This window comes from Pseudoalteromonas sp. G5_S1_14_S5 (assembly GCF_054968605.1).
The window spans coordinates 12,141-29,785 of sequence record NZ_JBQKUM010000026.1 but is presented as its reverse complement, the minus strand read 5'-3'; the positions used below and the strand labels follow the sequence as shown (position 1 = coordinate 29,785).

Genomic DNA, 17,645 nt, shown 5'->3' with positions numbered 1-17,645 from the left:
TTCTGTATTATTTATTATTTATTATGTGTCACCTGCAGCAAGAGGGTAAGTGAAAATAAACCCATATAGATAGACTACTCTTAAGCTCGTTTATTTGACAGTTCTGCTCCTTTATGTTGTCTACATTGCGACTTACTTCAAGGCAATGATAACCTCATCGTTAGTGTGTGTATTTTTCTTATGGAATTAACGCCATTCAATAAAAAGGACTCATGTGAGCCCTTACTTGTTGTTGTCCCTTTACTCTAAAACGAGATGATTCTTTCTCGCGATCTGGGTACTACTTATCTACAAACGTTTAGGTGCGATATCTCGCCAATGTCTGCGATAGGGTTACAGACGCTTCTGTCAACTTAGACATGCCATTCGATGAGTTTTGTGCCACATCTTTAATCACGTCTGATTGACTGCGAATATCGTTAAGTTCAGCTGCAATGGTATTTGCCACGTTACTTTGCTCATCCGCTGATGTGGCGATTTGAATACTCATATCCATAAGTGCTTGAGCTGAATCTGCGATTGAGTTTACGTCGTCACCGATATTAGAAATCAATTGGCTGCTAGTTTGTGCTTGGTCGACCGTTTGCTCAGTGATCTTAGCGATATTTCGGCTCTCTTGTTGCAAACGCTCAATCATCGCTTGGATTTCTACCGTTGCAGACTGAGTTCTGCTTGCAAGCGTTCTTACCTCATCGGCGACAACTGCAAACCCTCGACCTTGTTCTCCAGCACGAGCGGCTTCGATCGCTGCGTTGAGTGCCAATAGATTTGTTTGCTCTGAGATTGCGTTAATTGTGGTGATTACTTCATTAATTTGGCTAGTGTTAACGTTCAGGCTTGTTACTGAGGAAGAGGTTTGCTCAATCAAAGAGGAAAGTGTGGTGATCTCTGAGATAGCTTGCTGAACTTTAGCGTGGCTGTCATTGATTTGTTGTGCGTCTTGCTCAGTTTGCTCGGTAGAGCGTGCAGAAATGTTTGATACTTCATTCGCTGAAGCGGTCATCTGATCCATAGCCGTTGCAACAGAATCGAGAGAAGCGTTCTGGCTCATGATTTGTGTTTCGCTGCGCTTCATCTCCGTTTCGAAGGAAGAGGAGGTTTCACTAAGCGTTGCAGCACTTTGGTTCACATTATTAATAAGCTCAGTTAATGTATCCATTGAACGATCTAGCGCGCAGCCGATCGTACCAAACTCATCGCGCCCAGGATGGAAGCCGAGTCGTGAGGTTAAATCACCGTCACCAATCTTTTGAGTGGTTGTGTAAAGTACCCAAAGTGCACCACCTAAGAAAGTAGCGACCCAGTAACAGAAAAGACCAAAAGGCACACACCATAAAAAGCTGAGTAATAAGGTGTACAGTGCTTGCTGCTTTTGGTTTTGAATATCGTTATTAGAAATGGTTAGTGAGTAATAATTGCCATCATTAGCGATTACCGTTGCAGTCACAATACCATTTCTTGAAATCGTAGTTTGTTGTGGACGAGGTTGTTGAGTAATGCCACTCACGTTAGTAGGGTTGTCTGAAGCTGACAAAATGCCTTGGAGTTTATACTCGGCTTGATGCTTTGCACTAGCGTCAATATATTCCACTTTATTAACGTAATTTAAGCCTGACAAGCTTGCCACAGCGGCGAGAAAGATTAAGAAAATAACCCCAAATTTGTCGTTAATAGACATTTTGATAAACAGTTTGTCTATCGTTCGAAATTGTACTTCTTTCATAAAAACTCCACGGTAAATCCTTTACCGTGGACTCTAAATAACAGACTTCAATAAAAATGTGATGCAATCCGAATAATTGTGAAAACTAATGATATAGATATTCCATTAATGAGATATTGATCGACTATATCATTGGTGAATTGTTTTATTAGCCGAGTGACGGTAATAACCCTACAGATATAAGGATTTGAATTGCAATGATAAATACACCAACGCCACCCGCTAAAAACAGTGCTTTGCTTCCGCCCAAAACTTGGTAATTAGATTGTGAGCCGTTAGTCGCAATGGTGAAATCTGTATAGCGTACTTTGTAGACCATGACAGTAGGTAAAAGAATGGCTAATACAGAAAGTGCGATGGCTGCGTAACCCAAAGCCATGATGAAGCCTTGTGGGTAAAAGAGCGCAAAGCCCAGCGGTGGTAAGAAAGTAATAACGGCAGTCTTTACTCGTTTTGCACTCCCTAGTTTATTGCTTAATGAGTCGCCCATAAATTCGAACAGACCTAAGCTAACACCGATAAAAGACGTAAGAAGAGCGAGATCGGCAAACACACCAACGATCACACTTAGATTTGACTGATGCACAGTTTGCGACAGCGATACCAAAAGTGCACCCAAGCTTGTGTCAGAAAGCAGCTGCTCTTGGCTCACAACACCCAAAGTAACGCCTTGCCAAAAAATGTAGATAACTAAAGGTAGTGCAGAACCTACAATCATTACTTTGCGTAGAGAGCTTACATCACCATCAAGGTATCTTACGATAGAAGGGATACTGCCGTGGAAGCCGAAAGAGGTGAACACGACTGGAATTGCCGCAACAATCAGACCTTGCTGTAGTGGCATGCTTAATAGGTATTGAGAAGTAATGTTAGGTGCTAAGAAGCTAAGGACCAAAACCATCGCGACCAGTTTTAGCCCAAATAATACACGGTTAATCTTATCAACACTGTGCGTACCAATAGTTACAACACCAGCCACCAAGAATGTAAACAGCAAAGTCGTTACTTGACCATTGAGCTCAATTCCTGCGATGTCGGCAATTCGTTGATTAAACTGCGCACCACCGCCTGCAATGTAAGCGGCGCACAGTGCGTAAAATAGAAACATAACTGCGAAGCTCGCAATCCACTTTCCCTTTGTTCCTAAAATCGTGTGAGCCAAAGTGTGTAGGGTGGCATCAGATTCAACGAATTGGTGTAGCTCCACCATTAATAACGCTGTAAATGCCATTAGTGCCCATAAACCAAGCATCAAGAAAAGTGAAGTTGAAAAGCCAATACCTGCAGAAGCAAGAGGAAGAGCGAGCATGCCGGCACCAATTGTTGTGCCAGCAATGATCAAAGTACTACCAAAAACCTTTGATTTATCCATTGTATATAATTATTTACGTTAGGGTGTGTTTTAATTGTAATTCTTCTAGCTTAAGCGCATAAACCCAAAGAATATCTCGATTTTGGAGTATTCTGATTGAGTTTAATTCCAATTGCAACGGTTAATGTAATTTAAAATATCCACTGTAAATTTATATTTACATTGATGTGATTGAGGAGCAAAAAACGAGGTGAGCAAACGTTTGACCATGATCGGCTTCAAAATAATTAGAGTAATTTGTTGTACTTAATGTATGGTGGCAGTACATATGTCGTTCGCGTATACCCCTTTAACGTAGATAACCGTTAATGATCGCGAGTAGATTCAAGCTATAAAATGGAATGGGTAGAGTAGAGTGCGTTCATCAAAGTGGCATAATATAAGTCCAAGATGGTGCACTGGTTAATTGGACATAACGTCCACATCAAGGAATAGAGGGGACACTATGAGTGACCAATCTTTAAATGACGAAAGTCTAGAGTTGTTAGATGCAATGGAAATTGGCATTGATTTATCTGACTACGAACAGACAGTTAAACAGTTAGCTGAAGAACTTTTTCCATCTGCTAACTAACGTTTCATTTCAATTCTTATACTGAGCAAATCTGATTCGCTCACTCGTCATACCAAAAGCTATCCTCATTAAAGTTCGCGAAGATAAACAAGTACGTTTACCATGTTACTTAGTTCTCGATACTTTAATGAGGTTCAATGAACTTTCTCCCACACCTTCATATCGCTAAATACTGTAACAGCAACCTAGCAGGAAACTTGTTAGATGATTTTGTGAAAGGCGACCCAAATAAACACTATTCAGATTCGCTTTCCGATGGTATTCGACTTCATCGGTTTGTAGACAGCTATACAGACAGGCACAATGTTTCTCGTTCAGCTAAATCACTCTTTTCAAATCAAACGAAACGCTTTGCACCTATCGCACTTGATATATTCTGGGATCACTGTTTAGCCAATCATTGGGCCAACTTTTCTAAGCAATCACTAGAGCGTTTTTGTCTCGATAGCCATCAACAAATATTTGATCATCAAGAACCTCATTGGCCGGAAAGCTTTGTGGTCATTCATCAGAAAATGGCAGAACAACGCCGGTTGGAGAGTTACCAGGATATGGAGTCCATTGAAATGGTGTTACAGCGAATGGCGTTGAGAAGGCCAAAGCTTGGCATGCTAAAAGCGTGCTACGCTGACTTGGAAAACCATTATGATACGTTGCAGTGTCACTTTAATGAGCTTTATCCTATGGTTTTAAAAGAAGCGAGTGAGTTTAATACGCTTCTATTGAAGAAAAATCAAAAGGAAAGGTAAACAGCGTAATGTAGGTTTGCTACAATCCGCGCCTATTCAATCTTTGAGCATCTTACTATGTCTGAATCTACCAAATCTTTTAATCAATTAGGATTGTCTGATCATCTACTTGCTACGCTAGAAGAGCTGAACTTCACGGCTCCAACCAGTGTGCAAGAACAAGCGATTCCTTTGGTTTTAGAGGGCAAAGATGTACTAGCTGGTGCTCAAACGGGTACAGGTAAAACGGCGGCTTTTGGCTTACCAATTATTCAAAGATTACTTGCTAGTAAAGATAACGTAATTCCAAATCCTAAACTGGTTCGAGCTTTGGTTTTAGTGCCAACCCGTGAGCTTGCACAACAGGTATTTGATAACGTAACCAGTTATGCAAAAGATACCGATCTTAAAGTGGTCGTGGCTTACGGTGGTGTAAGTATGAAGGTTCAAACTGATAACCTTCGTCAAGGCGCTGACATTTTAGTCGCGACACCGGGTCGTTTGATTGACCATATGTTTACTAAAAACATCATGTTAAGCCAAACAGAAGTATTGGTGCTTGACGAAGCTGACCGCATGCTAGATATGGGATTCATGCCCGACATTAAACGCATTCTTTCGCGTATGAACGAGGTTCGTCAAACTCTGTTCTTCTCTGCAACGTTTGATAACAAAATTAAGGCGATTGCACATCGTATGATGCAATCACCAAGTGAAATCCAAGTAACGCCTACTAACAGCACTGCTGAGAGTGTTAAGCAGATGGTTTACCCAGTCGATAAAAAGCGTAAAAGCGAATTACTGGCGTACTTAATTGGCTCAAACAATTGGCAACAAGTATTGGTTTTCACCAAGACTAAGCAGGGCACTGATGCGTTGGTTAAAGAGCTTAAGCTAGATGGGATCAAAGCGGCGTCAATCAACGGTGATAAAAGCCAAGGTGCACGCCAAAAGGCTCTCGATGATTTTAAATCAGGTAAAGTAAGAGCATTGATTGCAACTGATGTTGCAGCTCGTGGTATTGATATCCAGCAGCTCGAGCAAGTGGTGAACTATGATATGCCTTACAAAGCGGAAGACTATGTTCACCGTATTGGCCGTACAGGGCGCGCTGGTAACAGCGGTTTAGCAATCTCTCTTATGAGCCATGACGAAGAGTACTTACTCGGCGCGATTGAACGCCTACTTGATACTCGTCTGCCGCAAGAGTGGCTAAAAGGTTTTGAACCAAGCTTAGAACAAGATGTTACCCCTGACCAAGGTAGACGTAGCAAGAGCCGTTCGTCAGAAAAGCGTAAGATGAAAGCAAAGCTTAAGATCCACCAAAACCGTGGTAAAGCCCGCCGTTAAGCAGAACTATTTTATTTTGATAAATGAACTCATACGCGCAGTTACAGAATCAGGTAATAACGCGTATGTTTTTCAAAATAACTGTACTAAATGCTTATTAATAGTGGTATTACTCGTATTTCCATATACAAGGTATATCATACATAAGCTCTTCAATAGAAATAGGATTTAAGGCCCACTTATAATCCACATTGAACTTCTCTATCATTTGCTCGTTAAACATTCTCCAGTGGTTTAACAGTGCTCCTTCCTGGGAAGTTTTCACTCCGTCAGCATTCCATGCTCTCTCCATGAATGGGGTTAAGCAAACAGCGCCGTTTGCATACATAAGCATTTGCCATTTTATTTCATAGATACTGACGGGCTTTTGAGAGGACAGAGCGTTATGTGCGTTAGCTAGGCTTGAAAGCTCGTGTTCAACAGTATCTACGTTGCTTATAAAGTAGTCAATTAAACTATCTTCTTGCTTCACTGCGTAAGAGAGGAACTGTATTGGTTTTTTTGAGTGGACCATTGTAGTGAATAGACGCATAACGAATAAGTAAATAGAAACGTTTGGCGAGGCATCTTTAGGTAACTCTTCCATTATTTTATTTATATAACGCTGAATGTAGTCATGTAAACAATCACTTACCGCATACCAGATCCTATCTTTACTGCCAAAATGATGTCGGATCAAGCTATGTGATACGCCAGCTTTTTCACTAATATTACGTAACGACACGCGCTCGTAGCCTAAATCGCAAAACATCTCAGCCGCAACTCTCAATATTTGAAATCGAGTTTCTTCAGCGTCTTTTGCGCTTCTTCTACCTTGTTTCTTTTCAGTCATCTTAAATTCACAGATTTATCTAATTACCACATTCTACACTGTTTTTACTCAAATAAAAAATACTGCACAGTTGGAAAGTAAAACTTGAGAATCTGAAGGTTTTTAATATACTGCACAGCTGTGTAGTAAATCATAACAATTAAATGGAGACGCAAAATGCAATCCAAGGTGTCTATTCAAGCCAAAGCGAGTAAGCAGTTAGGTGCGGTGGTCGTTGCACTGTTACTCGCAGGTTCGCTGAGCGGATGTAATAAAGTTCAGTCAGAAGAAAATGCTCAGGTTATTCCGCCTGTAAAGTTATTTGAAATACCTCCGAGAACGGATGTTGAAACCGATAGTTTTATCGCAAAGATCGATGCGACTGAACGTGCTGCATTGTCGTTCAGAGTAGGAGGCGACATTGATTTATTTAATGTTCGTATGGGACAAAATGTTAAGAAAGGAGAGGTTTTAGCAGTATTAGACCCAACGGATTACCGAATTGCAGTCGATGCAGCGCAAGCTAAATTCGACTTAGCCAATAGTCAATACAAACAGGTATCCGAGTTGTACTCGAAAAAGCTTGTGAGTGCCGATTATTACGACCAAGCCGTTAACACCTATACGACTGCTGAAGTTGAGTTAGAGCAAGCGAAAACAAACCTTGATTACACCACGTTAGTTGCACCATTTGATGGCGTGGTTTCCATGGTGTTTGGTAAGCAATATCAATTAATTGCCGAGAAACAGCCTGTTGTTAATATTTTAAATAATGATGAAATGGATGTGAGGTTTTCTATTCCAGTTTCTAAACTTGAAGACCGCTCTATTCAAGATTTTGTCGGTTCAAATATGTGGGTAGTAATGGATAGCCATCGTGGTGTTCGTATTCCTACACGCTTTAAAGAAATTTCTACTCAACCAGACGAAGATACCAACAGTTATCAAGCGGTGGTCTCTTTCGAAAAACCTGAAGCTATCAATCTACTGTCGGGTATGACAGCGCAAGTTGAAGTGCAGAAAAACAGATCAGAATTGGGCATTGTCATTGTTGATTCAGCTTGGTTAGACAAAGACGAGAAATATGGTGAGTTGTGGCGTTACAACGCCGATTCACAATTGATTTCTAAGGTTAAAGTGACCCTGAATAAACAAGGGAATGTGGTTGATGGTCTTACGTCTGGCGACTTAATTGTTGAAGCAGGCGTTGATGTTTTATATGAAGGACAACAAGTAAAAGCATGGCTACATGAGGAAGGTATTTAATGAATTGTCTTAATTCAATCTCGGTTTTAGCATCAATCCTTTTTTTACAGGCTTGTAACGATAGAACAGTGCATCGAGCTCCCGTCCCACTGTTGGCTTCTACTTTTGAAGTGGGCGCACCATTGACCGAACAAAACCGAAGTTTCAATGGTCAGGCAATGCCAGCAGAACTTACCTCACTCTCATTCAAGCTTGCTGGTGAGATTCAACAAGTAATGGTAGAAGCCGGTGATGTTGTAGAAAAAGGGCAGCTGCTCGCAACGTTAGATAATGTGATTTACATCCAAGAGCTGACTAACGCTAAATCACAGTTTGAACTCGCCACGAAGCAACTCGCGCGAGGTAACGAAATGCTTACCAATAAAATGGTATCGCAATCTGAGCTCGATCAGTTAACAGCTAACTATAAACTAGCCTCCGCTAACTTGGCATCAGCGGAGCGAAAGCTCGACTATACTAGGCTGCTTGCACCTTTTTCAGGCACCGTTTCGACCGTGAACAAACAACGTTTTGAAAACGCGACACCGGGTGAAACGTTATTAAGCTTGTACCAAAACGACAAAGTGTATGTGCGTATACAGGTATCAGATTCGTTCTTAGCGTCAATTAGCCCTGACATGCGTTCGAATAGCTATCGTCCGAAGGCGACATTTGGTGGGCACAAAGGGGAATACCCGCTGACATATTTGGAACATACCAGTGAACTGCACCCACAATCTCGCACTTACGAGTTTTGGATGCAGATGAAACAGCCTGAAAGTGAAATTCTACCAGGAACAAGCGCGACAGTTAATTTCGACATGGCCAATGCTGGTCTTAATGTTGTTCAAGGTTACCAATTGCCAATGACAACACTCGCAGCGTGCGTAGAAGCGAACCAGTTTTGCGTTTGGAAAATAGAGAATGGACAAGCCTTCAAGAGTGAAGTCGAAGTCGAAAAAATCAGTGGTCAAGGCGCACTAATTTCGCATGGCGTTGAACGAGGTGACGTGCTTATAAATTCGAGTCTAGAAAAATTGCGTGAAGGAATGTATTTATTAGGAAAAGCAAAATGAACATTGCAGAATATTCAATTAAAAATAAAGTTATCAGTTGGTTATTTCTTTTCATTTTATTCGTCGGCGGCATAACGTCTTTTGGCAATCTCTCCCGTCTAGAAGACCCAGCTTTCACCATTAAAGATGCATTGATAATTTCAACTTACCCAGGCGCAACATCAATGGAAGTTGAAGAGGAACTAACCTACCCGTTGGAAAAGGCAATAAGACAACTTCCCTATATTGATAAGATCACTTCTACTTCATCCGATGGTATGTCGCAAATTAAAGTAACTATGAAAAAAGTTTACAGTGCGAACGAGTTACCTCAAATCTGGGACGAGATGAGAAGAAAAATTAATGATTTAAAAGAAAGTTTGCCGAAAGGTGTGAGTTCCTTGCAGGTTATTGATGACTTCGGTGACGTATTCGGTGTGATGCTCATGTTAACTGGATATGGTTATGATCAGATAGAGCTCAAACATTATGCAGATTATCTAACGCGTGAAATCGAATTGGTTGATGGTGTCGGTAAAGTAAGTATCACTGGCGATCAAGAAGAACAACTGTTTGTCGAGTTGTCACTGGAGCAGTTGGCGGCATTGAATCTAGATATTTCTACGGTGACCTCCTTATTAGCAAATCAGAACAGAGTAATATCGGCCGGTGAAATTATGGTGAATGGGCAAAGCCTCACTATCAAACCTAGCGGAACTTTGAGCACAGTTGAAGAATTAGAGAACCTAATCATTCATGGTCGTGACACTGGCAATCTAATTCGATTAAAAGATGTTGCCGAGGTTACACGCGGTGTGCAGGAAAAGCCGGTAAATGTATTAACGTACTATGGTCAACCAGCGATAAATATAGGTATTGCTTTCTCATCTGGCGTAAACGTGGTGGAGGTTGGCAAATCTTTAGATGCTGAACTTGAGCGCTTAAAAAGTATTAAGCCCGCAGGTGTACATTTAGATTACTTCTATAACCAGCCTTTAGAAGTCGACCGTGCGGTTACTAATTTTCTGATTGGCTTAGCGCAAGCCGTAGCGATTGTGATATTTGTTTTGTTTTTCGCTATGGGTCTGCGCAGTGGTTTGCTCATTGGTGTGGTGCTATTACTTACAGTATTTGGTACTTTTATTTTGATGGATTTTAACAACGTTGAATTACACCGAATCTCGTTGGGGGCGTTAATTATTGCATTGGGCATGCTGGTCGATAATGCGATTGTGGTTGTAGAAGGAATACTGGTAGGTATCAAAAAAGGGAAGACTAAGCTTCAAGCAATTAAAGAAGTTGTTAGTCAGAGTCAGTGGCCTTTATTGGGCGCAACCATAATTTCAATCACTGCTTTTGCTCCAATTGGCTTATCAAATGACCCAACCGGTGAGTTTATGAATTCACTATTTTGGGTACTGTGTTTCTCGTTGTTTTTAAGTTGGATTACGGCACTCACAATAACGCCATTTCTTGCTGAAATGTTGTTCAAAGAAGAGAGTCAGGAAGACGGACATTCGGAACCATATAAGGGTATTTTATTCGCAGCGTTCAGTACGTTTTTAGAGATCGCTCTGCGTTTCAGGTGGCTAACCGTTGTTAGCATGATTTCGTTGCTTGTACTATCGATTATGGCTTTTGGTATGGTCAAGAAGCAGTTCTTTCCGACCCCAGCAACACCAATATTTTTTGTTAATATGTGGATGCCAGAAGGCACAGATATTCGTGAAACGATTAACCAGGCTGAAAAAGTTGAACGCTTTATTCGTAAACAAGAAGACGTAGAGTTTGTAACAGCTACAGTCGGTCGGGGTATGCAACGTTTTATGTTGACTTATCAACCTGAACAAAGCTACGAGGCCTACACTCAGTTTCAAATACGGACGACAGATCGAGAGAGTATGTTTGAGGTCATCAGAGTCTTGGATACAGAATTAAGCCGAAAATTTGAATTTCCTACATTTCAGTTGAAACTTTTAGATTTTGGTCCGTCACCAACGTCAAAAATTGAAGCTCGCATTATTGGACCAGATCCTCAAGTTCTCCGAAGCATCGCAGTTAGTGTTGAAAATATACTTTTAGCTGACCAAGGAGCTAAAAATGTTCGTCATGACTGGCGAGAACGAACCAAAGAGCTTGTTCCATTATTCAATGAATCCAAAGCGCGTAGTTATGGTATATCCAAAGTAGAGTTATCTAAAGCATTAAAAATGACATTTGGAGGTGTAGATATAGGGTTGATACGTGATGGTACTCATAAACTACCGATCATTGCACGTCTCCCTGAAAGCGAACGCCTCGACTATGATTCGCTTCATAACGTTAAAATATGGAGCCCATTGCTACAAAATTATATACCTGTTGAACAATTGATTGATGGTGTAGAACTGAAATGGTCTGAACCATTAATTCAGCGTCGAGATAGAAAACGTACTTTAACCGTTCTTGCTGATCACGATATATTGGGTAGTGAAACAGCTGCTAGCTTGTATGCAAGAGTGAAGCCAGAGATTGAAAAGATCAAACTGCCAGATGGATACAGTCTGGAGTGGGGGGGAGAGTATGAAACATCAACCGATGCCAAGTCGTCATTATTTAATTCTCTCCCAAAAGGTTACCTTTTGATGTTTATTGTGACCATATTCTTATTTAATTCAGTTCGTAAACCACTCATCATTTGGTTAATGGTACCACTGTCTATTATCGGAGTTTCGTTTGGACTTCTTGCGACCAATCTTCCTTTCAGTTTTACTGCGATTTTGGGCTTATTAAGCCTCAGCGGTATGATTCTGAAGAACGGTATTGTACTGCTTGATCAGATCAACAGTGAACTTGCTACAGGTAAAGATCCATACTTAGCGGTTGTTGACAGTGCGATTAGTCGCGTACGTCCAGTATCTATGGCTGCACTTACGACAATCTTGGGCATGATCCCCTTGGTATTCGATGCATTTTTTGGCTCGATGGCGATTACCATCATGGCAGGCTTAGGCTTTGCCACAGTACTAACGCTAATAGTAGTACCTGTGATGTTCGCTATCCTATATAGAATCAAACCGTCCACTGCGGGTTATTAGGGATTGATATAAAAAAGATTCTTTTAAGCCAGCCCAGTCAATGTGGACTGGGCTTTTTTGTATCTAATTGCTTTGAATATGCTCAGGCCAGATCAACCCTGTCAAAGGCGAGCATTAAGTGGTACTGGGATTCGATCAGTATTGAGTAGAGTGAAAAAGGAGGAGGGAAATTACATTGCAAGTTGTAAGTCGAGCTCAATCGGTTGTGGCATCGCTAAGTGGTAACCCTGGAACATATCGAATCCTAATGCCTGCATACGTTCTAGCTGCTGAGTTTCAATACCTTCAATCACCGTTTTCGCGTTGATCGACTCTGCTAGAGAGTGCAAGTTCTATATCGGAGGTGTCGCCATCCTCAAACTTAAGTATGACAGAGCGGTCGACTTTAATTATGTGCGGAGCTCTGTGTAAAACGCGACTTTCTGTAGATACTTAAGTGCTAAAGTCATCGACAGCGATTTGGAAGCCGTTGTCTGCAAGAGAAGTGGCCGCCAATTTGAGCTTTTCTTCACTATCGACACTCAGTACAAAGAGTTCCATGAGGGTTGGGTCACAGGACAGGTTAAACTCGTGGAGTCTTTTAGCCAATAAGCTTTCGCTTATTTTTTATGCGGCAAAGAGTTCGCCTACATTTGGCAGGACATGCATAAAGAGTTGAAGGTGACGGACAGTAGCTTGAGTAAAGTTACGGATATGAATTGCGCGACTCAACCTTTCGACGCTTATTTTATCCGCATTAGAGGTTTCGCCTGAATGAAAGAAATGATCAGGGCGAATACTTTCACCCTTACCCTTTCCAAAGCCTCTACGACTATCTGACACATTGAACGGTCAAATATAGGTTGATAGACGGTGCTTAGAGTGAGGTCTTGATATTTGGCAATAAACTGCATATCGGCACCTACTGATATGCAGCTATTAAATTCACTTCTGTCTGATAAAATTATATTCGCTAGTAAGGGGGGGAATTCATTGACGAACATAAAATTTACGGCTGTCACAATATTGACAGATGAAAGTAAATTGTCAATTGATAAAAACTCATTTACCGGGTCAATGTAAAAATAAATATAATTTACGAAAAATCAGCATTATAATTTATGTTGTTCATTAAAATTAATCATAATTTATAGTTTTTATGATTTAATAGACTGAGTAACATTAGCCATATCACGATGCACCAATTTAAGGTAGCACGGGCTATAACAGCAAAGTAGGGTTAAAGGGCTAGATTATGGGTGAATGTCAAAGTTGTAAAATCTAACAGGTTGAATTTTTCATAGAAATGATATCTACTTCTAAAAATATATTCAAAATAACAAGTTGTTATTATTTAACCTAAGTTAACTTTTGGATAATAATGAGCGCATGAATAATAGATTTTTGTAAAATATTGGTATGAAGCTCTAGAGTTTTTTTAAGTTCAAAGAGAAAAACTGGCCGATATTTTATTGCCACTGAAGTACAGCATAAAGCTGCAGGTACTTGCGTACTAATTTCTGATTACCTGAACGTTTTAAGGGATGGCCAAATTTTATAAAACAAGGGCTAATCCTAAAGTTACTATTTAAGTCAGCCGCGAATTGAGAATCGCTCTCTCGAAGTGTAATACCTTGCTGGCTGTATTCGTTTATCTCATCAGGCAACTCGCCCATCCACCAGTGCAGTAACTCTCCACTATTCTTGCTGCGGCTAATCCAATGGTCAGAAACGATAATTAAAAGGTCATTGGGTTGAATTGCAAATCCGTACTCCTGTTGCCAGTTATGAATATCCAACATCAATTTTTTTTTACAGGTCTTTCCTGCGCTGACCATATGATGGCTTATCATCCAAACGGTCCCGATCTCAGAAGAGATTCGAAAGTGTCGTGGGTTATCTCCAGAAGAAAGCATATCTAAAGGGCTGATGTTACTTGTATGATTAAAGCTAATGAGGGTGTGTTCCATTCGGCGTGCAAATGCTTTGCCTATGTGATGTTCACTGATCCCTTGGTTGTGCACAGTAGGGTAATGGTGTTCACAAAGCTTTAGGCAATCGTCTTGAAACTGATTAACGCTTTTAATCACGAGATCTAATAACAATGAAGTTCCTTATACATGGTTACTATCTTACTGATGGGCAATAGTACGGTAATTGATGTGTCATTACCTATTAGCAAAGTACTAGTTCTTGATCCCTATATCAAAAATAGCGTTTGCCGAGCGATTTTCTGGATAGCACTGGCACTTCGTAGGTCTGTATTCTAAATTATGAGGAATTCTAATCAGTTAGAATGATTTGGTTAGTTAGCTAAGTAGATGCGAGCTAACGCAAGCTTAGTCAGTTAATCACAATTCTTCTACTTACATTTTATTTGGACACGTTAATGACCATTCAATTAGATTCGAAACAGAAGTCAGAACTTACCCATTCGCTTCAGAAGTACCTTCAGGATGAACTTGATGTGGAACTTGGTCAGTTCGACGGTGAATTCTTGGTTGACTTCATCAGTAAAAAGTTTGGTGCGGTCTACTACAACAAGGGGATAGAAGACGCACAAAAGGTCATGGAGCGGAAGATGATGGATATCTCAGATGAACTGTATGAGATTGAACAAATCGTTGAAATCTAAAGTCGTTCCCAAACTTGTTCAAAAATTTTGAATAACTCGTTTAATATGAAATGATGTTACCAATGTAAAGCTTGGTAAATACTATGTTACACAAGTTGAGTGTGGGGTACGCTTTGAAAATTATACGACCTGTTAACTCTCGGAATAGATGTATGGAAAACAACGTTAGAAATTACAACCCTTTAGCAAAAGCGATGCATTGGATTTCAGCGCTAACAATTTTTGGTTTATTTGGCGTTGGCCTGTGGATGGTTGACCTTTCATATTACAGCGAGTGGTACAAAACAGCACCAGACTACCACCGTTCGGTAGGCATTGTTTTGGCTGTTGTTACTGTCGTTCGCTTGGTTTGGAAGTTAGTTACCGCGTCACCGAAAGTGGAAGGCAAGGCTTACGAAGTTGTAGCTGCGAAGATTGCTCATGGCTTTATGTACCTTAACTTAGCGGTTTTATTTATTTCTGGTTATTTGATTTCTACATCAGATGGCCGTGGGATCGATGTTTTTAATTGGTTCACCGTGCCTAGTGTGGGCGAACTATTTGCAAACCAATCTGATCTTTCAGGAACGGTTCACTACTATGCTGCCTGGGTACTGATCATTATGGCATCAGTACACGCCTTAGCGGCGATAAAACACCACGTTATCGACAAAGACGATACGCTACGAAAAATGATAGGAGCTTCAAAATGAAAAAGTCAATTATCGCTACAGGATTAGCATTCGCTATGGCAATGCCTTTCGCTGCTAACGCTGCTGAATACGTGATTGATACAAAAGGTGCACACGCATCAGTTAACTTTAAAGTTAGCCACCTAGGTTACAGCTTTATCCAAGGTCGTTTTAACACATTTTCTGGTGATTTCTCATATGACGAAAATAACGTTGAAGCATCAAAAGTAAACGTTGTTGTTGATACAACGAGTCTAGACTCTAACCACGCTGAGCGTGATAAGCATATTCGAAGCTCTGACTTCATTGACGCTGGCAAGTTCTCAGACGCTAGATTCAACAGCACGAAAGTTGTTGATAAAGGCGAAGGCAAACTTGAAGTAATGGGTGATCTTAAACTTCACGGCGTAACCAAGCCAATCGTTATCGAAGCTGAATTCATCGGTGCCGGTCAAGACCCATGGGGTGGTGATCGTGCTGGTTTCGTTGGTACAACTCGTCTAGAACTTGCTGACTTCAACATTCCAGTAATGGGTGCTTCAAGCTATGTAGATATGGATCTACACGTTGAAGGTATTAAGAAGTAATCTCACGATGAGTGGTCCCTTGTAGGTATCAATCTTTTAGCGAATATCAAAGCTCACGATATACCTAAACATGACAATTAGAAATAGAGAAAGGCGCAAAGTATTCACTTTGCGCCTTTTTATTAACGTAAATGGAAACGTGTTTTAATCTGTGTTGTGTCAAATCTTTAGTCGCGTTTTAAGCCACCATTTACTATTAGCCAATCAACGTTGCTATGACTGATTCATTGACGTAATCGACTAATCCCTAATCGATTAACTTTACCTTCGCACATCGCATCGCTAGCTAAATTCTACCTAGCTAAACCGTTGTAAGTTTGACGATTAACTAGTTATGCTGTTTCTAATTCAGCTTCAGCAACCACGTTTAAACGGTCACCGTAAATAGGGCGAAGTGCTTGCATCACTTCAGTTCGAGTCAGAACACCCACCATTACACCGTTTTCTAATACTGGAAGCATGTGTGGTTGGCTTACTTTCATCGCTTTAGCTCGTTCTTCTAGAGAAAGAGAAGTCAGTCGAGTCGAGAAGCCCATGCTAGTAGTAGGGCACAGATGCTCCTTGTCGATACGTAGGCTCTCAGCCACATCAACTAGATTGTCGTTTGCATCGATGGACACAACGTCATGGCTCATTAGGTCTACGACTTTTTGGCCTTTAGTTGGGATGTAGTCTTGACACCATAAATCACCCATTTGCGAAGCGTGAACGTGTCAGCTTGGCACAGTTAGATCAGGCAAAATGGTTTTGCGTGAACGCGGCTCTGGTACCCGCAAAGTTTTTGATAGCTCTATTCATCACTTAATTGGTGATCTCGATGTCGAGCCGTTTCTTGAATCAGGCCAATTGGTTACTTTAAATGTGCCCGAGCTCGAAATGGAACGAACGCTTTCATTCATTTGGCGTGCAGACATGGCAGAAAACCCGCTTGCTGAATGTATCAAGCGCGAAGGCAAGCGCATGATGAAAGGCAAACCGTCAGTTCTTTAGTAGCTATTCAATACTAACACCAATAACCAAATATGTTGAATAAGCGATTTCGGTCTCTATATAGTGATATATGCTCATTTGCGTACATTATTAATGTGATTGAGATCACCAAAAAGAAGGCGTTCTTACCATAGTATGTTTACTTGATTTTAGGTGAGGCTAAAACCGGTTGCGTTGAATAACGTAATTAGGCTTTAGAAATAGTATGAGTACATTAGTCGCGATTTCATTAACAACAGGTATTTTGTCAGGTCTTTGGGGATGGATCGCTGTCTCTTTTGGCTTATTGTCATGGGCGGGCTTCTTAGGTTGCACCAGTTACTTTGCTTCGCCAATCGGTGGTGTTAAAGGGTTGGCGGGTAGCTTATTAACCAACATGACAGGCGTATTCTGGGCAATGGTAATCATCGAAAGCTCAACCTTCGCTGGGTTAGAGATTCTTGGCTATGTAATTACTGCTATTGTCGCTTTCTTTATGTGTATTCAAGCAAAACAAGCGTGGTTGGGATATATCCCAGGAACCTTCATTGGTTGTTGCGCGACGTTTGCTGCAGGTGGTGATTGGCAACTGGTTGTGCCTTCTTTACTGCTTGGTGGCCTATTTGGATACTTGATGAAAGCAACGGGCTTATGGCTTCACGCAAAATCAACTCAATCTTCGGAAGTGGTTAAACAACACGCTAAGCAAGCGAAAGCCTAACGAATACGTTAAGCAATGATGCTCAAGTTACTGTGAACTCTTGCAAGATAACCCCCAATTAATTTGTATATCAATTTGTACAGGCACACCATTTGGTGTGCCTTTTTTGTTTTTGGTGGTTATAAGAATCCAATAAGCTTTTTCGCAG

At 40.9% G+C, this 17,645-nt stretch carries 17 protein-coding genes; 11 read left to right on the top strand and 6 right to left on the bottom strand.

The genetic code is table 11. The features are described 5' to 3' along the window. Window positions 1-298: 298 nt before the first annotated feature. Both ACTRWI_RS09860 and ACTRWI_RS09855 read right to left on the bottom strand, forming a co-directional pair. Complete coding sequence (locus ACTRWI_RS09860) at window positions 299-1,723, bottom strand: methyl-accepting chemotaxis protein (RefSeq protein WP_499130926.1); 1,425 nt, start codon at window positions 1,721-1,723, stop codon at window positions 299-301. Window positions 1,724-1,871: 148 nt separating this feature from the next. Then, the gene (locus ACTRWI_RS09855) at window positions 1,872-3,095 is read right to left on the bottom strand and encodes an aromatic amino acid transport family protein (RefSeq protein WP_499130924.1); all 1,224 of its coding nucleotides are present in this window, start codon (window positions 3,093-3,095) and stop codon (window positions 1,872-1,874) included. 445 nt (window positions 3,096-3,540) lie between these two features. Here ACTRWI_RS09855 and ACTRWI_RS09850 point away from each other — a divergent pair, with 445 nt between their 5' ends. The 3 genes from ACTRWI_RS09850 to ACTRWI_RS09840 all read left to right on the top strand — a co-directional run bounded on the left by ACTRWI_RS09850 (window position 3,541) and on the right by ACTRWI_RS09840 (window position 5,747). Then, complete coding sequence (locus tag ACTRWI_RS09850; RefSeq protein ID WP_499130922.1) at window positions 3,541-3,669, top strand: hypothetical protein; 129 nt, start codon at window positions 3,541-3,543, stop codon at window positions 3,667-3,669. A gap of 137 nt (window positions 3,670-3,806) precedes the next feature. After that, window positions 3,807-4,418 carry an acyl carrier protein phosphodiesterase gene (locus tag ACTRWI_RS09845; RefSeq protein ID WP_499130921.1) on the top strand — a complete coding sequence of 204 codons (612 nt, stop codon included), beginning with the start codon at window positions 3,807-3,809 and terminating at the stop codon, window positions 4,416-4,418. 57 nt (window positions 4,419-4,475) lie between these two features. Then, window positions 4,476-5,747, top strand: coding sequence for a DEAD/DEAH box helicase (locus ACTRWI_RS09840; RefSeq protein ID WP_499130919.1), 1,272 nt, complete (start codon window positions 4,476-4,478; stop codon window positions 5,745-5,747). Window positions 5,748-5,856: 109 nt separating this feature from the next. On the opposite strand, the gene ACTRWI_RS09835 is transcribed toward ACTRWI_RS09840, so the two are convergent. Beyond that, window positions 5,857-6,579: a TetR/AcrR family transcriptional regulator gene (locus tag ACTRWI_RS09835; RefSeq protein WP_499130916.1), complete on the bottom strand. Its 723-nt coding sequence runs from the start codon at window positions 6,577-6,579 to the stop codon at window positions 5,857-5,859. A 156-nt stretch (window positions 6,580-6,735) separates the two neighbouring features. On the opposite strand from ACTRWI_RS09835, the gene ACTRWI_RS09830 reads away from it, so the two are divergent. From ACTRWI_RS09830 to ACTRWI_RS09820, 3 genes are all read left to right on the top strand, one after another. Continuing rightward, entirely contained in the window at window positions 6,736-7,824 is a 1,089-nt protein-coding gene (locus ACTRWI_RS09830) for an efflux RND transporter periplasmic adaptor subunit (protein ID WP_499130914.1), read from the top strand. A gap of 68 nt (window positions 7,825-7,892) precedes the next feature. After that, window positions 7,893-8,879: an efflux RND transporter periplasmic adaptor subunit gene (locus tag ACTRWI_RS09825; protein WP_499130913.1), complete on the top strand. Its 987-nt coding sequence runs from the start codon at window positions 7,893-7,895 to the stop codon at window positions 8,877-8,879. After that, window positions 8,876-11,935, top strand: coding sequence for an efflux RND transporter permease subunit (locus tag ACTRWI_RS09820; protein WP_499130910.1), 3,060 nt, complete (start codon window positions 8,876-8,878; stop codon window positions 11,933-11,935). Before ACTRWI_RS09825 ends, ACTRWI_RS09820 begins: the two co-directional genes overlap by 4 nt. 170 nt (window positions 11,936-12,105) lie before the next feature. Here ACTRWI_RS09820 and ACTRWI_RS09815 read toward each other — a convergent pair whose 3' ends face one another. Both ACTRWI_RS09815 and ACTRWI_RS09810 read right to left on the bottom strand, forming a co-directional pair. Next, entirely contained in the window at window positions 12,106-12,264 is a 159-nt protein-coding gene (locus tag ACTRWI_RS09815) for an EAL domain-containing protein (RefSeq protein ID WP_499130908.1), read from the bottom strand. A 1,119-nt stretch (window positions 12,265-13,383) separates the two neighbouring features. After that, complete coding sequence (locus ACTRWI_RS09810) at window positions 13,384-14,019, bottom strand: hypothetical protein (protein ID WP_499130907.1); 636 nt, start codon at window positions 14,017-14,019, stop codon at window positions 13,384-13,386. 284 nt (window positions 14,020-14,303) lie between these two features. On the opposite strand from ACTRWI_RS09810, the gene ACTRWI_RS09805 reads away from it, so the two are divergent. From ACTRWI_RS09805 to ACTRWI_RS09795, 3 genes are all read left to right on the top strand, one after another. Next, entirely contained in the window at window positions 14,304-14,549 is a 246-nt protein-coding gene (locus ACTRWI_RS09805) for a DUF2164 domain-containing protein (protein ID WP_499130905.1), read from the top strand. Between the two features lie 152 nt (window positions 14,550-14,701). Beyond that, a complete protein-coding gene (locus ACTRWI_RS09800) occupies window positions 14,702-15,241 on the top strand; it encodes a cytochrome b (protein ID WP_499130903.1) in 540 nt (179 codons plus the stop codon). After that, window positions 15,238-15,807 (top strand): YceI family protein, encoded by a 570-nt coding sequence (locus tag ACTRWI_RS09795; RefSeq protein ID WP_499130901.1) that lies wholly within the window; start codon window positions 15,238-15,240, stop codon window positions 15,805-15,807. Before ACTRWI_RS09800 ends, ACTRWI_RS09795 begins: the two co-directional genes overlap by 4 nt. Before the next feature lie 332 nt (window positions 15,808-16,139). Here ACTRWI_RS09795 and ACTRWI_RS09790 read toward each other — a convergent pair whose 3' ends face one another. Further along, window positions 16,140-16,502 (bottom strand): CBS domain-containing protein, encoded by a 363-nt coding sequence (locus ACTRWI_RS09790; protein WP_499130899.1) that lies wholly within the window; start codon window positions 16,500-16,502, stop codon window positions 16,140-16,142. A gap of 52 nt (window positions 16,503-16,554) precedes the next feature. Here ACTRWI_RS09790 and ACTRWI_RS09785 point away from each other — a divergent pair, with 52 nt between their 5' ends. Both ACTRWI_RS09785 and ACTRWI_RS09780 read left to right on the top strand, forming a co-directional pair. Continuing rightward, the gene (locus ACTRWI_RS09785) at window positions 16,555-16,797 is read left to right on the top strand and encodes a hypothetical protein (protein WP_499130897.1); all 243 of its coding nucleotides are present in this window, start codon (window positions 16,555-16,557) and stop codon (window positions 16,795-16,797) included. Window positions 16,798-17,002: 205 nt separating this feature from the next. After that, on the top strand, window positions 17,003-17,497 hold the full coding sequence (locus ACTRWI_RS09780) for a DUF1097 domain-containing protein (protein WP_499130895.1): 495 nt from the start codon (window positions 17,003-17,005) through the stop codon (window positions 17,495-17,497). Window positions 17,498-17,645: the final 148 nt, after the last annotated feature.

Bases quoted from the DNA above. Each gene is read 5' to 3' on its own strand.
- ACTRWI_RS09860 (WP_499130926.1), bottom strand. From the start codon at position 1,723: ATGAAAGAAGTACAATTTCGAACGATAGACAAACTGTTTATCAAAATG.
- ACTRWI_RS09855 (WP_499130924.1), bottom strand. From the start codon at position 3,095: ATGGATAAATCAAAGGTTTTTGGTAGTACTTTGATCATTGCTGGCACA.
- ACTRWI_RS09850 (WP_499130922.1), top strand. From the start codon at position 3,541: ATGAGTGACCAATCTTTAAATGACGAAAGTCTAGAGTTGTTAGATGCA.
- ACTRWI_RS09845 (WP_499130921.1), top strand. From the start codon at position 3,807: ATGAACTTTCTCCCACACCTTCATATCGCTAAATACTGTAACAGCAAC.
- ACTRWI_RS09840 (WP_499130919.1), top strand. From the start codon at position 4,476: ATGTCTGAATCTACCAAATCTTTTAATCAATTAGGATTGTCTGATCAT.
- ACTRWI_RS09835 (WP_499130916.1), bottom strand. From the start codon at position 6,579: ATGACTGAAAAGAAACAAGGTAGAAGAAGCGCAAAAGACGCTGAAGAA.
- ACTRWI_RS09830 (WP_499130914.1), top strand. From the start codon at position 6,736: ATGCAATCCAAGGTGTCTATTCAAGCCAAAGCGAGTAAGCAGTTAGGT.
- ACTRWI_RS09820 (WP_499130910.1), top strand. From the start codon at position 8,876: ATGAACATTGCAGAATATTCAATTAAAAATAAAGTTATCAGTTGGTTA.
- ACTRWI_RS09805 (WP_499130905.1), top strand. From the start codon at position 14,304: ATGACCATTCAATTAGATTCGAAACAGAAGTCAGAACTTACCCATTCG.
- ACTRWI_RS09800 (WP_499130903.1), top strand. From the start codon at position 14,702: ATGGAAAACAACGTTAGAAATTACAACCCTTTAGCAAAAGCGATGCAT.
- ACTRWI_RS09795 (WP_499130901.1), top strand. From the start codon at position 15,238: ATGAAAAAGTCAATTATCGCTACAGGATTAGCATTCGCTATGGCAATG.
- ACTRWI_RS09790 (WP_499130899.1), bottom strand. From the start codon at position 16,502: ATGGGTGATTTATGGTGTCAAGACTACATCCCAACTAAAGGCCAAAAA.
- ACTRWI_RS09780 (WP_499130895.1), top strand. From the start codon at position 17,003: ATGAGTACATTAGTCGCGATTTCATTAACAACAGGTATTTTGTCAGGT.